Here is a 12,560-nt window from a genome sequence, read left to right as displayed (position 1 = left end):
GGGTGGGCGCCGGTTTCCACTGGTCCGGTCGGGGTCCTGGGTCGTCGTGACGGCGGGGTCGGGCTCAGCCGGGGACGGCGAGTGCGCGCAGCCGGGCGAGGCCTTCGCAGAGCAGCCTGGCTCAGGGTGCGTGGGCGGGCAGGTGCAGGACGGTTCGGCGGGCGTGCCGGGCTCGCTGTGCGGGCTGGGAGAACAGCCGCAGCCGGAGTCGTTTCGGTTCCCAGCGCCGCGCCGGGTGGTCGGTGTAGGCGAGCATCTGCGCCCAGGCGGTGATCTCGCAGGCGAGCGCGACAACGGCCTGCCAGATCCGGTTCTGGTCGAGCTCGTGCAAGGGCAGGTTGGTCAGCCCGGTGTCCTTCGCCGCCCGGATGCGGTCCTCGGCGCGGGCCCGGCGGCGGTGTCGTAGCTCGAGGTCGGCGAGTTGGCGGCCCGCTCCACCGGGGTGTGTGTTGGTGGCGAATGCGGTGTAGCGCAACCCGTCCGGGTCGGTGATCCGTAGCTGCGCGCCGGGGTGCGGGCGCTCGCGGCGGACGATCACCCGCATCCCTTTCGGCCAGGAGGTCAAGTTCATCAGGCCGGTCGCCTCGATGACCCAGGCTCCGGGACGGGGCTCGCGGTCGGCATCGAGCGCGGTCTGCCAGTCCGTGGCCGGGAGCGCGGCGAGCTGGTCGACCAGAGCCTGGGACAGCCCGAAGCCGACTGAATAGGACAGACGCTGCCCGGCCAGCCAGTCGAGGAGCTCATGCGAGGCACCTGCGCCGTCGACCCGGATCAGAACTTTGCGGCCGGGACGGTTGCCCGGGCGGTGGTCGGGGAGCTGGCGCAGCGCCGCCCGGATGACGGTGACGTGGTCGGTGGCGGTGTTCGACCCGGCGTTCCCGGGGCGTAGCAGCGCCGCGAGAGGCTCACCGGTCCCGGCCGCGCCGTGGTCGCAGAACGCCCACAACGGATGGTGCCCGAAGCCCTTCTTGAACGTCGGTGCGGCGCCCTGCTTGTCCGAGTGGGCGGTGATCAGGGTGGCATCCACGTCGATGACCAGCGGGTTCGCCGCGTCCGTCTGGTGGTCGGGAGCGGCGGAACCGGCCAGCGCCCACACCTTCGCCCGGGCCGTGGCGCGGGCGGCATCGATCGCCGCCAACACCGCGGTCGAGTCGGCGGCGAGGCGATCTACCGTGCGGGAGACCGTCGGGTCTGAGGCCACCGGACCGAACAGAGCGGGCTCCGCACGCAACAGCGCGATGTCGGACAGGCAGTCCCCGCCGGCGGCCAGCGTCAACGCGAGATCGAGCAGGACCTTCGCCGGGTCGTGCACCGCCAACCGCGGCCGCCACGGTTCCAACGCCTGCGACAGAGCGTGGTCGAGCCCGACCTTGCCGATGGTCTCGGTCAGCAGCCTCGTCCCGGCATGCGACACCACCGCTGTCGCGGCCGTGTCGATGTCCGGGCACGAGTAGAACCCGATAGCCTTCTTCACCTGGAGGGTGCTCCTGATTCGCGCGGATACGGGACCTCAGCAATCCCCATCCTTGCTGGTCAGTGGCACCCTCCAGCCTTCTGACACGCCCCGCTCGGCGAACCGCGATGAAAGCCCCGGGTTAGGTTCCGGGGTGGCTTACGGCTGCTATCGCTGTGGCTTGCGAGGCCCAGCACGGCTCGCGGCGGGCCTGGTCCACGACCCGGTCCACGAACTGCACAGCTCTAAGAGGTCGTTGCAGAAGTCGGGGCGTGTTGGTCCTATGTAGATGGACCTGGTCGGGTGATGCTCAGAGTTGATGGCAAGGGCATCGACGGTCGAACGACTGGTCACCGACGAGCTGTGGGAGCTGATTGAGCCGCTGCTTCCCCGTCCTCGGCCACGTCGGCGAGGCGCGCGGACCGGCCGGCCACCAGTACCGGACCGGGCCGCGCTGGCGGGGATCGTGTTCGTGCTGACCACGGGGATCGGCTGGAACGACCTGCCGCCCGAGTTGGGCTGTGGATCAGGGACCACCTGCTGGCGACGGCTACGCGACTGGCAGCGGGCGGGGGTCTGGGATGAGCTGCACCGAGTAGTGCTCGATCGGCTCGGCCAGGCCGGGGTTCTGGACTGGTCGCGAGCTGCGGTGGACTCGGTCAGCGTGCGCGCCAAGCGTCGCGGCGAACAGACGGGGCCCTCGCCGACCGATCGTGGGAAGGCCGGGTCGAAGTACCACGTGTTATGCGACCGCAACGGCCTGCCGCTGCACGCGGTCGTGACCGGCGCGAACACCCACGACAGCCGGATACTGGCCGAGCTGCTCGACACCAACCCCGGCGTCCGCGAACGGCGCGGCCAGGCCGGACGCCCGCGGCGGCGTCCCGGCAAGCTGCACGCCGACAAGGGCTACGACTATCCACGGTGTCGCCGCTACCTGACCGGGCGCGGGATCGGGGTGCGGATCGCTCGCCGCGGAGTCGAAGACTCCTCCCGGCTCGGCCGGGTCCGGTGGGTCGTGGAGCGCACGATGGCCTGGCTGCTGTCGTTCCGGCGGCTCGGGCTGCGCTACGAACGCTCCCGCACCAGCATCGAGGCCTTGCTGAAACTGGCGTGCGCGTTGATCTGTTTGCGCCGTCTGCCCTGAACGACCCCTCGCGGTGGATCAGGACCGCGCCGTCGCGCTCGCCCCGGCCAAACGCTCCAGCGCTCGGTCGGTGGCGACGAGGTCGAAGTGGTGTGGGTCGAACCGGTCCGAGCCCCACCACTCGACCCGCTCGGCGTGCTCAGCATGATCGGGATCGGCGAGCGCGTCGACGAACTCCGAGTAGCCGAACACCCCGCCCACATCCTCGGGCGGACACGCACCCTGACCCTCGACACAGCGTGGGTACCGCACCCCAGGCTCTGGGATGGTGACCGCGTCGACGACCAAAACGTGGTGCCAGTTGTCGCCGAAGTCGTAGACGTAGCCGGCGTCATCACCGGCAGCCAGCACCCGGAACAACTTCGTCTTGGCCTCGTCGAGCGTGCCGGTGTCCCAATCCGGATCAGGCAGCCCGTAGCGGACACCGTCGATCTCGAATTCGTGCAGGTGGGAGTTGGTCCAGCCCATCGCGTCCTGCACGACCTCGTGCAGGACCGCGAGGCTGGCCTCACCCGGAACCTCGACCACCCGTCGCACGGTCGGCTCGACATCGACCAACACGATCTCGATCCGGAAGATCTTCGTCTTCGTCGTCACCCGAGGCCTCGCCATGCTGCGATGCTCCCACCGCTCCTCGCACCCCCAGCACCCGCTCCCGGACTTCTGCAACGACCTCTAATGCCGCTGATGCTCGCCCCGTCACCCGGGGAGCACTCTCGTACCTGCAAATCCAGCCCTGCGGGTGCGGGCGCGCCAACTACGGATCAGAAGGTTAGGGGTTCGAATCCCTTCGGGCGCACTCGTACCGGCACAGGCCGCTCTCCGGAGTCCGGGGGGCGGCTTTCGTCGTTCGGGGCCGGCGGGTCACCCCCGGCGGGGCGTTCACCTCCACCGCTCAGCGGGCCACCAGCCCGATCGCCAGTACCTGCGCGAACAACCGGACGAGGTCCAGGTCCTCGTCACCGAGGTCGCCGGCCTGCAGCGAGTCCACGGTGAGCAGGCCGAGCGGGACGTCCCGGGCCGCGACGGCGACGGCGATGAACGTCCGGTACTCCGAGACGTCGGTCCAGCCGAGCTGGTGCACCTGCCCGACGTCGGTGACCAGCATCGAGTCCAGGCTGTCGACCAGGGCGAACACCTGGGCGTCCGACGGGTCGGCCGGGTCGAACCGCTCGCGCGGCTTGCGGCTGCGACCGTGCCAGGCGCGCAGCCGCAGGGTCCGGCGCCCGGTGGCCGGGTCGTCGTCGAGGTCGTAGAAGCAGGACCGGCTGCGGTCCGGGCCGACGTACTCGGCGGCGAACCCGACCGTCATCTGGCGCAGCGACTGGCGGCCCTCCCGGCGGCCGGTGGCCGTCGTCGCCGTGACGACGTCGGTGACGGCCAGCGACAGCGGGATGAGGATGTCGTTGGTGGTGACCTTGTACGCGGTGATCTGCGCGGCCGCGACCTGCTCGGCGGCGGCGATCCGGCCGCGCTCGCGCCGGATCTCCAGCGCGGGCAGCAGCACGGTCAGCGCCGAGGCGAGCACCCCGACCGTGACCAGGGAGAACTGCGTCGTCGGGGACAGGTCCTCGCTGAAGTAGACCTGGGTGATCCACGCGCCGGACGAGGCGATCGCGGGCAGGGGCAGGTTCCACCACGCGGCAGGGGGGATCCAGCGCCGTCGTCGCTCCGCCACTCGATCTCCCCCGCTGCTCGACCGGGGGACAGTACCGGGTGGACGGTGCGTCCCGTGGTCTCGCCGTGGAGATGGTGTCCGGCTATCCTGAAGGCCTCCGACGACGGCGGGAGCGTAGCGATGACCAGCAGCACGGCAGTGGTGAACGGTCACGTCGACCTGCGTCGTCAGTTCCGCGCGGCCACCGGTGACGCGTCCGGTTACCTGGCCGCCGCCCGGGTGCGCCGGCGGCGGGAGGCGATCGCGGAGCTGTCCGAGGCGGTCGAGGCGAACGCCCGGCCGGCCGCCCCGGCCGACTGGTGGCTGCAACTCTCGATCGTGGTGAGCGTCGCCGGCTGCGTGCTGGCGGCGGTCGGGATCGTCGTGGGCCTCGTCGGCTAGTCGGGCAGGGCGAGCGGTGCCAGCTCGTCGAACCGGTCGCCGGGCCCGGGATTGTCCGGCGCACACGTCCCGCCGAGGTGGTGCACGATCCCCCAGACCGCGTTCAGCGCCGTCTGCACCGCGCCCTCGGCCCAGGCCGGGGTCCAGGACACGTCGTCACCGGCCATGAAGATGCCTCGCTCGGCGGGGGGCAGGTCGTCCTGCACGAAGTGGCAGTACATCCGCCGGTTGTAGCGGTAGTGACCGGGCAGCGCGCCCTTGAAGGCGCCCAGGCTGTGCGGGTCGGACTCCCAGGTCACGGTGATCGGGTCGCCGATCACGTGCGACGCGATGTCCACGTCGGGATAGATCTTCCGCAGGGCCCGCAGCGCCAGCTCGACCCGCTGGGTCACCGGGTACGGCAGCATCTTGAGCGAGTCGCTCATCCACGAGTAGGACAGGCAGATGACGCCGGGGCGGTCCGGGCCGTCGTCGAACAGGTAGGTGCTGCGGGTGAGACGGTCGGTGAGCGTCGTGCTCATGACCTCGCGGCCGGTCGCCGGGTCGACGTCGCGCCAGAACGGCCGGTCCACCATCACGAACGTCTTGGTCGACTGCATGTAGCGGGTGCGGTCCAGGGCCATCCACAGGTCCTGGGCGAACAGCGACTCGTCGGTCTCGATCTGGGTCGAGAGCAGCCAGCTCTGGCAGGTGGTGAGCACGGCGGGGAAGTCCCGGACGCCGCCGAGCACGTCGGTGATCCGGATCGTGTCCGGCCCCGTCCGGTGGATCCGGGCGACGCCGGGGCGGGTCCCGCCGCCGTGCAGCGACGACAGGCTGGTCCCGGCCGGCCAGTGCACCGCGTCCTGCGGGGCCCGCCGCCAGAGTCCCTGTGGGAGCTGCTCCACCCCGCCGACGACGAGCAGCTGGTCCTCGTCGCACGCCGTCGTCACCACGCGCAGGATCTCCAGCATCGAGTTCGGGAAGTCCGAGTCCCACCCGCCGGTACCGAAGCCCACCTGGCCGAACGCCTCGCGGTGGGCGTAGCTCAGCCCGGAGAACGCGGTCGAGGTGGACACGAAGTCGTAGAACGTCCGGTCGTCCCACTGCGGGACCAGCTCGTCCCACAGGCGCTTGACGGTCGCGGAGTCCCGGTCGCGGATCGCCTCCTGCAGCGTCCCGAACGCGGCCCGCTCCTCCAGCGCGGCGTTCCAGGCGTCCGCGACCTCGGTGAAGAACGGCGGCAGGTCCGCGAGCGTCCGGCCGTAGTAGGTCGTCCCCTGCAGGTCGATCACGGTGCTGCCGGCCGCCGGGGTGAGCGGGTTCGGGAACGGCGCGGTGCGCAGGCCCAGCAGGTCGACGTAGTGGTGGAAGGCCGTGGACGAGCGCGGGAAGCGCATCCCGCCGAGCTCGGCGACGACGCCGTCGGTGCCCTCGAACGGCTGGGACCGCAGCCGGCCCCCGAGGTGCGAGGACTCGTAGACGACCGGGCGCAGCCCCATCCGCAGCAGCTCGTAGGCGGCGACGAGCCCGGCGATGCCGGCGCCGACGATCGCCACCTCGCTGCCGTGCCGATGGGCCGGGATCCGGCCGAGCCCGGCGGGATGGGCCAGCCAGTCGTCGTAGGGGAACGGGAAGTCGGGGCCGAACGCGGTGACCGGACGCGGGTCGGGACTCATCGTGGGACTCCTCGGGGTCGGGCCGGGGATCACCCGGCCGGCCGACCCTAATCGCGGGCCCGGCTCAGCGGCGGGAGCGCACCGCGCCGGTCACGATCCGCTGGTAGGCCGTCGGGAGCAGGCGCACCATGGAGTCGATGGCCCAGGCGTCCGGGCCGATGAGGACCCGGCGCCGGTTGCGGCGCACGCCGTCGAGGATGGTGCGGGCGGCCGCGTCCGGGGTGGTGCTGAGCAGCCGCTCGAACTCGGCGGTCGCGGCGTCGGCCGGCTTCCCGGTGGCCGCGGCGACGCTCTCGTGGACCCGTGCGGCCCGCGCGATGTTGGTCTTGATGCCGCCCGGGTGCACGCAGGTCGCCGACACCGGTGACCGGGTGAGCTCGAGGTCCTGGCGCAGAGACTCGGTGAAGCCGCGGACCGCGTACTTGCTCGCGTTGTAGCCGCTCATCAGCGGCTGGGCCGCGACCCCGAAGATGCTGGACAGGTTCACGACGTGCCCGGCACCGGCCGCGCGCAGGTGCGGCAGGAACGCCTTGGTCCCGTAGACCACGCCCCAGAAGTTGATGTCCATGATCCAGCGGTAGTCGTCGAGCGACAGCGCCTCCACGGTCCCGGACAGCGCGACGCCGGCGTTGTTGACGACGAGGTGCACCGAGCCGTGGTCGGCGACGACCTGGTCGGCCCAGCCGGACACGGCCTTCTCGTCGGCCACGTCGAGCTCGGTCGTGGTCACCCGGACCTGCGGGCCGGCGAGCGCGGCGGTCTGCGCGAGCCCGGCGGCGTCGCGGTCGGCGAGCGCCAGGTGGCAGCCGTCGCCGGCCAGGCGCAGTGCGAGCGCTCGGCCGATGCCGGATCCGGCTCCGGTGATCGCGGCAGTGCGGTCGGTGAAGGTCTTCATCGGCGCTCCCCGGACGGCGACAGCGGACCGGGGCAGCCTAACCGAGAACCTACTCTCCGGTAACCAGTGTGGGAGCGGCCACGTACCCCGGTGGCCGTTGCGCCGCCGGGCCGGTCGTGGTGCAGTGGACGACGTGTCCCCCGTCAGCTCTCCGGCTCCTCGCACGTTCGTCGTGTGCCTGATCGCCGTGGACCAGCTGTCGGTGGATGATCGCCGCTGTCGCCCGGGTCGCTGAGCGGACCCCTTTCCCGGTCCGCGTCCGACGTCCGTCCTGCCCGCGACGCTCCGGAGCCGATCCGCCGTGAGTCCCGTAGTGCCCCAGTGCGCGAACCCGCGCCCCGTCGAACCCGTTCCCGCCGCCCGCCCGGCGGCCGGTGGGTCCCTGCCACCGTCCCCGCCGGACACCTCCGGCGCCGGTGACGGCGACCGTCCGCGCCGCGGCCTGCTCGGCCGGGTCGCGGACGCGGTGCGGGCCGCGAACGCCGCGCACGTGCCCTTCTGACCCGCTGATCCACCCGGTCCGGTCCGGGATCTTGCCCGGCCGCGGCGAATGTACGTACATTAGGCGGCATGGAGGTCGCGCACGGTCCGGCGGAGCTGCACCGCCGTCCGGGCCGCCTGCTCTGGGAGCAGCTGCTCGACGACCTCCGCCGCCGGCTCGACGCCGACGCCTTCACCGGTGGGTTCCCCGGGGAGCACGCGCTCGTCGAGGAGTACGGGGTCAGCCGGCACACCGTGCGCCAGGCCGTGAAGGTGCTCCGCGAGGAGGGCCGGGTGGTCGGCACCCGCGGGCGCCCCTCCCGGCAGGCCGAGCCGGTCGAGATCGCTCAGAAGCTGGGCGCGCTCTACAGCCTGCACGAGTCGGTCCGCGCGCTCGGCCTGGACCAGCGCAGTGTGGTGCGGGCCCTCGACGTCCGGGCCGACGGCGTCATCGCCGCCCGGCTCGGCCGGGAGGAGTCGACCCCGCTGGTGTACCTGGAACGGCTGCGCCTCGCCGACGGGGAGCCGCTGGCACTGGACCGGGTCTGGCTGCCGTACGAGCTCGCGTCCCCGCTGCTGGAGATCGACTTCTCCACCGGTGGCCTGTACCGCTGCTACGCCGAGCGGTGCGGTGTCGTGCTCACCGGCGGTGAGGAGACGGTCGCGCCGATCCTGCCCACCCCGGCGGAGCACCGGCTGCTCGGCGGCAGCCCCTCGGCCGCGGCGTTCTCGATCCGCCGGCTCGGCACGGCGAAGGGGCGGCCGGTGGAGTGGCGGCACACGCTCGTGCGCGGGGACCGGTTCGTCCTGCGGGCGGACTTCGCGGCGCGCGAGGGCTACCAGCTGGAGCTGCGCGGGACCCCGGACCGGACGGACCCGCGCCGGTGATCGGGATGCTGGCGGGCCTGCTCGGCCTCGTGGTCGGTCTGGTGATCGGCGCGCTCGGTGGCGGTGGCGGGGTGCTGTCCGTGCCCGCGCTGGTCTACCTGCTGGGCCAGGACGCCCGCGCCGCGACGACCGGCAGCATCGTGATCGTCGGCGTGGTGTCCGCGGTCGGGGTGCTCAGCAGGCTGCGGGACGGCCGGATCGCCTGGGGGACCGGGCTCGCGTTCGGTGCCGTCGGGGTGCCGGCGGCCTGGGCCGGGACGCTGCTGAACCGGACGGTGCCGCAGCCGGCGTTGCTGCTGTCGTTCGCGGTCCTGACGATCGGGGTCGCGGTGCTCCTGCTGGTCCGCGGGTCCGCGGAGCCGGCGCCCGCCGGGACCGCCGGCCCGGACGGATCCGCCGGACCCGACGGATCCGCGGGGCTCGATGCGGCCGCCGGGTCCGCCGAGCCCGTGGCCGGTGGCCGTGGTGCCGCCGTGGCCGCCCGCCGCGGCCGGGCCGCGCAGGCCGTCCGGGTGACCGGCTCGGCGGCGGTGGTCGGCGTGCTGACCGGGTTCCTCGGCGTCGGTGGCGGTTTCCTGGTGGTCCCCGCGCTGGTGATCGTGCTCGGGATGAGCATGCCCGCCGCGATCGCGACCTCGTTGCTGGTCCTGACGTTCAACGCGGCGTCGTCGCTGGGTGCCCGGGTGGGGGACCTGACGGTGGACTGGGCGGTGCTCGGCCCGTTCGTCGGGGTCGCCGTCGGTGCGGCGCTGCTCGGCAAGCTGGTGGCCGACCGGTTGTCCTCGGCGGCACTCGGCCGCGGGTTCGCGGTGCTGCTGCTCCTGGTCGGCGGCGCGGTCGGGGGCGAGAGCGTCGTCGAGGTCCTGCGCTGAGCGGGTTCGCCGGCACCCCGCGCACCGGCGAACCTCCCGCTCAGGCCGCCCGCTGCGTGACGACCTGCGGCCGGTAGCTCTCGATGATCTCCATGAACTCGGTGTGCTCGGGTGCCGGGACGCCGCAGAAGTTGAGCGTGGCCGCGATCTCCATGGCCACCGCGTCGAACTGGTCGTCGGTGATCTGCAGGGTCTCGTGGGCCCGCGTCATGTCCAGGCCGGGATAGCACTGCGGCCCGCCCGCCGCCTGCACCGACCACGCCGTGACCAGGAACTTGTAGCCGGGCGCGTTCGCGGGGTCGCCGTGGTGGGCGTGGACGCCGGCGTTCGCGTTCACCGCGACGTTGGCGAACAACCGGTCGACGAGGATGTCGACCGCCCCCGCGATGCCGTAGGTCCCGCCGAGGCGGTCGTAGAGGGACTGCGGCTCGGACATGCGCTGCTCCACTCCGTCGTGGCCTGCACAGTGACTGCGGTCACAACAACGGTGCCGTCCGGAAGCGGTGCTCGTCAATAGTGCACAACCGGATTCGCTGCGCCGTTCCCCGGCCAGGTGTGGCGCGGGGCGGTGCTCCCGGGGTACGACGACCGGACGGCGGGTCGTCGTCACCCGTCGGCGAACCTCGTCAAGGAGCGTGCATGACCGTCACCGCCGACTCCGGCGCCCGCGCCCAGGCCGCCGCACTGCGCGCGCGGGAGATCTCCGCGCGGGAGCTGCTGGAGCTGCACCTGGACCGGATCGCCCGGCGCAACCCGGAGCTCAACGCGATCGTCTCGCTGGACCCGGAGCGGGCCCGCACCGCCGCGACGGCGGCCGACGAGCGGCTGGCGTCCGGGGCCGCGGTGGGCCCGCTGCACGGGCTGCCGTTCGCGTTCAAGGACACCCACGCGGCCGCGGGCTGGCGGACCACCTACGGCTCGCGGCTGTTCGCCGAGCACGTCCCGGACACCGACGACCTGATCGTGGAGCGCATCCGCCGGGCCGGTGTGGTGCCGCTGGGCAAGACGAACGTGCCGGAGTTCGCGGCCGGCTCGCACACGTTCAACCGGGTCTTCGGCACCACGCGCAACCCGCACGACCCAGGACGCTCGGCGGGCGGGTCGTCCGGCGGGGCGGCGTGCGCGCTGGCGTCCGGCATGGTGCCGCTGGCCGACGGGTCGGACATGGGCGGCTCGCTGCGCAACCCGGCGTCGTTCTGCGGGGTGGTGGGCCTGCGGCCGTCGCTGGGACGGGTGCCGTCCTGGCCGGCGACGAACCTGTGGGAGACCACCTCGACCGGGGGACCGATGGCCCGCACCGTCGACGACCTCGCCCTGCTGCTGTCGGTGCTCGCCGGCCCGGACCCGCGCACGCCGCACGCGCTCGGGGACCCCGGGGCGGGCTTCGCGGACCCGGTGCGGCCGGTCGCGCCGGCCGGGCTGCGGGTGGCGGTGTCGGCCGACCTGGGCGGCGCGTTCGCCGTCGATCCCGATGTGGCCGCGGTCGTCGGTGCGGTGGCGTCGGCGCTGTCGGACGCCGGGGCCGAGGTCGGGTCGGACGTCCCCGACCTCACCGGCGCCGACGAGTGCTTCCGCACCCTGCGGGCCTGGCACTTCCAGGCCGCGTTCGGCGAGCTGCTCGCCGCGCACCCGGACGAGCTGAAGCCCTCGCTGGCCGCGAACATCCGGGCCGGGGAGACGCTGACCGGTGCCGACGTCGCCCGGGCCCACCAGCAGCGCACCGCGCTCGCGCAGGCCGCCCGGGTGTTCTTCGCCGACCACGACGTGCTCGTCCTGCCGGTCTCCCAGGTGCCGCCGTTCCCGGTGGAGCAGGAGTTCCCGGCCGAGATCGACGGCCGGCCGATGGAGTCCTACCTGGACTGGATGCGGTCGGCGTACCTGATCACGGTGACCGGGTGCCCGGCGATCTCGGTGCCGTTCGGCCGGACACCCGGCGGGCTGCCGGTGGGCGTGCAGCTCGTCGCCCGGCACGGCGCCGACCGGTTCCTGCTGGAGGTCGCCGCCATGGTCGAGCGGCTGCGGCCGGTGTGAGGGGACTCATCGCCGATCCGTGGTGACGGCCGGGCCCGCAACGGGAAACCCGGTGGCATGAGTACACGCAACGGCCGCGCGGTCCGGTTCGACCGTCACGGCGACGTCGGCGAGCTGTACGTGACCGACGTCGGGTACGACGACCCGGCCCCGGGACGGGTACTGGTCGAGGTGCGTGCCGCCGGCATCAACCCCGGTGAGGCCGCGTTGCGTGCGGGGGCGTTCGCGGACAGCTGGCCGCTGGAGTTCCCGAGCGGTCAGGGCAGCGACTGGTCGGGTGTCGTCGTCGCGGTCGGCGACGGTGTCACGGCGGTCGAGCCGGGCGAGGACGTCTTCGGCTGGACCGACGAGCGGGCCGCGCAGGCCACCCACGTCGACGTCCCGGCCGAGCAGGTGCTGCACCGGCCCGCCGGTCTGGACGCGGTCACCGCCGGTGCGCTGTACACCGCCGGTGCCGCTGCCGCCGCGGCGGTCGGAGCGGTCGATCCGGAGCCGGGGGAGACCGTCGTCGTCTCGGGGGCGGCCGGTGGCGTCGGGCAGATCGCGACGCAGCTGCTCACGCTGCGCGGCGTCGAGGTCGTCGGCGTGGCCTCGCAGCGCAACCACCGCAGACTGCGCGAGATGGCGGTGACCCCGGTCGCCTACGGGTCGTCCCCGCGCGAGACGGCGGAGAACCTGCGGGCCGCGCTGCCGTCGTCGGTGCACGGGTGGGTGGACCTCGCCGGCGACGGCTACGTCGACCTGGCCGTGGATCTCGGGATCCGGCCGGACCGGATCACCACGATCATCGACTTCGCGGCGGCGGAGAAGCACGGCGTGCGCACCAGCGGCACCGCCGACGCCGCGGGCCGCGAGGACCTGGCCGCGCTCGGCGACCTGGCCGCCGACGGCGCGCTGGAGGTCCCGATCGCCGGCACCCACCCGCTGGACGGGGTCCGCGACGCCTACACGGAGCTGGAGCGGGGCCACACCGCGGGCAAGATCGTCCTGCTGCCACAGGAGTGATCCGGGGCCGCACGGGAACCCGGCCCCGCCCGCGCCGGCCCCCCGCACGTTGCACTCATGGAGCTTCAGCCT

Annotated in this window: 13 protein-coding genes; 7 read left to right on the top strand and 6 right to left on the bottom strand. The window is 73.1% G+C overall.

Features of this window, described 5'->3' with window-relative positions; translation table 11 throughout:
* Positions 1 to 121: 121 nt before the first annotated feature.
* The gene (locus AFB00_RS09885; RefSeq protein WP_068796984.1) at positions 122 to 1,474 is read right to left on the bottom strand and encodes an IS1380 family transposase; all 1,353 of its coding nucleotides are present in this window, start codon (positions 1,472 to 1,474) and stop codon (positions 122 to 124) included.
* 298 nt (positions 1,475 to 1,772) lie between these two features.
* On the opposite strand from AFB00_RS09885, the gene AFB00_RS09880 reads away from it, so the two are divergent.
* Positions 1,773 to 2,600: an IS5 family transposase gene (locus AFB00_RS09880; RefSeq protein ID WP_060713947.1), complete on the top strand. Its 828-nt coding sequence runs from the start codon at positions 1,773 to 1,775 to the stop codon at positions 2,598 to 2,600.
* 18 nt (positions 2,601 to 2,618) lie between these two features.
* On the opposite strand, the gene AFB00_RS09875 is transcribed toward AFB00_RS09880, so the two are convergent.
* Together AFB00_RS09875 and AFB00_RS09870 are read right to left on the bottom strand one after the other, a co-directional pair.
* Positions 2,619 to 3,212, bottom strand: a complete 594-nt coding sequence (locus tag AFB00_RS09875) for a plasmid pRiA4b ORF-3 family protein (RefSeq protein ID WP_060713948.1) — start codon at positions 3,210 to 3,212, stop codon at positions 2,619 to 2,621.
* 283 nt (positions 3,213 to 3,495) lie between these two features.
* Positions 3,496 to 4,278 carry a hypothetical protein gene (locus AFB00_RS09870; protein ID WP_068796983.1) on the bottom strand — a complete coding sequence of 261 codons (783 nt, stop codon included), beginning with the start codon at positions 4,276 to 4,278 and terminating at the stop codon, positions 3,496 to 3,498.
* Between the two features lie 120 nt (positions 4,279 to 4,398).
* Between AFB00_RS09870 and AFB00_RS09865 the strand changes: the two genes are divergently transcribed.
* Positions 4,399 to 4,659, top strand: a complete 261-nt coding sequence (locus tag AFB00_RS09865; protein ID WP_156819473.1) for a hypothetical protein — start codon at positions 4,399 to 4,401, stop codon at positions 4,657 to 4,659.
* On the opposite strand, the gene AFB00_RS09860 is transcribed toward AFB00_RS09865, so the two are convergent.
* Positions 4,656 to 6,317, bottom strand: a complete 1,662-nt coding sequence (locus AFB00_RS09860) for a flavin monoamine oxidase family protein (protein WP_068796981.1) — start codon at positions 6,315 to 6,317, stop codon at positions 4,656 to 4,658. The genes AFB00_RS09865 and AFB00_RS09860 overlap by 4 nt on opposite strands.
* Positions 6,318 to 6,381: 64 nt before the next feature.
* Positions 6,382 to 7,212: an SDR family NAD(P)-dependent oxidoreductase gene (locus tag AFB00_RS09855; protein ID WP_068796980.1), complete on the bottom strand. Its 831-nt coding sequence runs from the start codon at positions 7,210 to 7,212 to the stop codon at positions 6,382 to 6,384.
* A gap of 301 nt (positions 7,213 to 7,513) precedes the next feature.
* Here AFB00_RS09855 and AFB00_RS09850 point away from each other — a divergent pair, with 301 nt between their 5' ends.
* The 3 genes from AFB00_RS09850 (at position 7,514) to AFB00_RS09840 (ending at position 9,452) form a co-directional block, all read left to right on the top strand.
* On the top strand, positions 7,514 to 7,714 hold the full coding sequence (locus AFB00_RS09850; protein WP_156819472.1) for a hypothetical protein: 201 nt from the start codon (positions 7,514 to 7,516) through the stop codon (positions 7,712 to 7,714).
* Between the two features lie 68 nt (positions 7,715 to 7,782).
* Positions 7,783 to 8,580 carry a GntR family transcriptional regulator gene (locus AFB00_RS09845; protein WP_068796978.1) on the top strand — a complete coding sequence of 266 codons (798 nt, stop codon included), beginning with the start codon at positions 7,783 to 7,785 and terminating at the stop codon, positions 8,578 to 8,580.
* A 5-nt stretch (positions 8,581 to 8,585) separates the two neighbouring features.
* Positions 8,586 to 9,452: a sulfite exporter TauE/SafE family protein gene (locus tag AFB00_RS09840; RefSeq protein ID WP_197519911.1), complete on the top strand. Its 867-nt coding sequence runs from the start codon at positions 8,586 to 8,588 to the stop codon at positions 9,450 to 9,452.
* Positions 9,453 to 9,492: 40 nt separating this feature from the next.
* Here AFB00_RS09840 and AFB00_RS09835 read toward each other — a convergent pair whose 3' ends face one another.
* Positions 9,493 to 9,888: a group I truncated hemoglobin gene (locus AFB00_RS09835; RefSeq protein WP_068800167.1), complete on the bottom strand. Its 396-nt coding sequence runs from the start codon at positions 9,886 to 9,888 to the stop codon at positions 9,493 to 9,495.
* A gap of 203 nt (positions 9,889 to 10,091) precedes the next feature.
* Between AFB00_RS09835 and AFB00_RS09830 the strand changes: the two genes are divergently transcribed.
* Positions 10,092 to 11,483, top strand: a complete 1,392-nt coding sequence (locus AFB00_RS09830) for an amidase (RefSeq protein ID WP_068796977.1) — start codon at positions 10,092 to 10,094, stop codon at positions 11,481 to 11,483.
* Positions 11,484 to 11,540: 57 nt separating this feature from the next.
* On the top strand, positions 11,541 to 12,488 hold the full coding sequence (locus tag AFB00_RS09825; protein WP_068796976.1) for an NADP-dependent oxidoreductase: 948 nt from the start codon (positions 11,541 to 11,543) through the stop codon (positions 12,486 to 12,488).
* Positions 12,489 to 12,560 lie beyond the last annotated feature (72 nt).

It is taken from the genome of Pseudonocardia sp. HH130630-07 (assembly GCF_001698125.1).
Classification (GTDB): domain Bacteria; phylum Actinomycetota; class Actinomycetes; order Mycobacteriales; family Pseudonocardiaceae; genus Pseudonocardia.
Note: the sequence above shows the minus strand (reverse complement) of the source record. Positions and strands in the feature narration are given on the sequence as shown.

Excerpts from the sequence above, each read along its gene's own strand:
- AFB00_RS09880 (WP_060713947.1), top strand. The coding sequence starts at position 1,773 with ATGGCAAGGGCATCGACGGTCGAACGACTGGTCACCGACGAGCTGTGG.
- AFB00_RS09875 (WP_060713948.1), bottom strand. The coding sequence starts at position 3,212 with ATGGCGAGGCCTCGGGTGACGACGAAGACGAAGATCTTCCGGATCGAG.
- AFB00_RS09865 (WP_156819473.1), top strand. The coding sequence starts at position 4,399 with ATGACCAGCAGCACGGCAGTGGTGAACGGTCACGTCGACCTGCGTCGT.
- AFB00_RS09860 (WP_068796981.1), bottom strand. The coding sequence starts at position 6,317 with ATGAGTCCCGACCCGCGTCCGGTCACCGCGTTCGGCCCCGACTTCCCG.
- AFB00_RS09855 (WP_068796980.1), bottom strand. The coding sequence starts at position 7,212 with ATGAAGACCTTCACCGACCGCACTGCCGCGATCACCGGAGCCGGATCC.
- AFB00_RS09845 (WP_068796978.1), top strand. The coding sequence starts at position 7,783 with ATGGAGGTCGCGCACGGTCCGGCGGAGCTGCACCGCCGTCCGGGCCGC.
- AFB00_RS09840 (WP_197519911.1), top strand. The coding sequence starts at position 8,586 with ATGCTGGCGGGCCTGCTCGGCCTCGTGGTCGGTCTGGTGATCGGCGCG.
- AFB00_RS09835 (WP_068800167.1), bottom strand. The coding sequence starts at position 9,888 with ATGTCCGAGCCGCAGTCCCTCTACGACCGCCTCGGCGGGACCTACGGC.
- AFB00_RS09830 (WP_068796977.1), top strand. The coding sequence starts at position 10,092 with ATGACCGTCACCGCCGACTCCGGCGCCCGCGCCCAGGCCGCCGCACTG.
- AFB00_RS09825 (WP_068796976.1), top strand. The coding sequence starts at position 11,541 with ATGAGTACACGCAACGGCCGCGCGGTCCGGTTCGACCGTCACGGCGAC.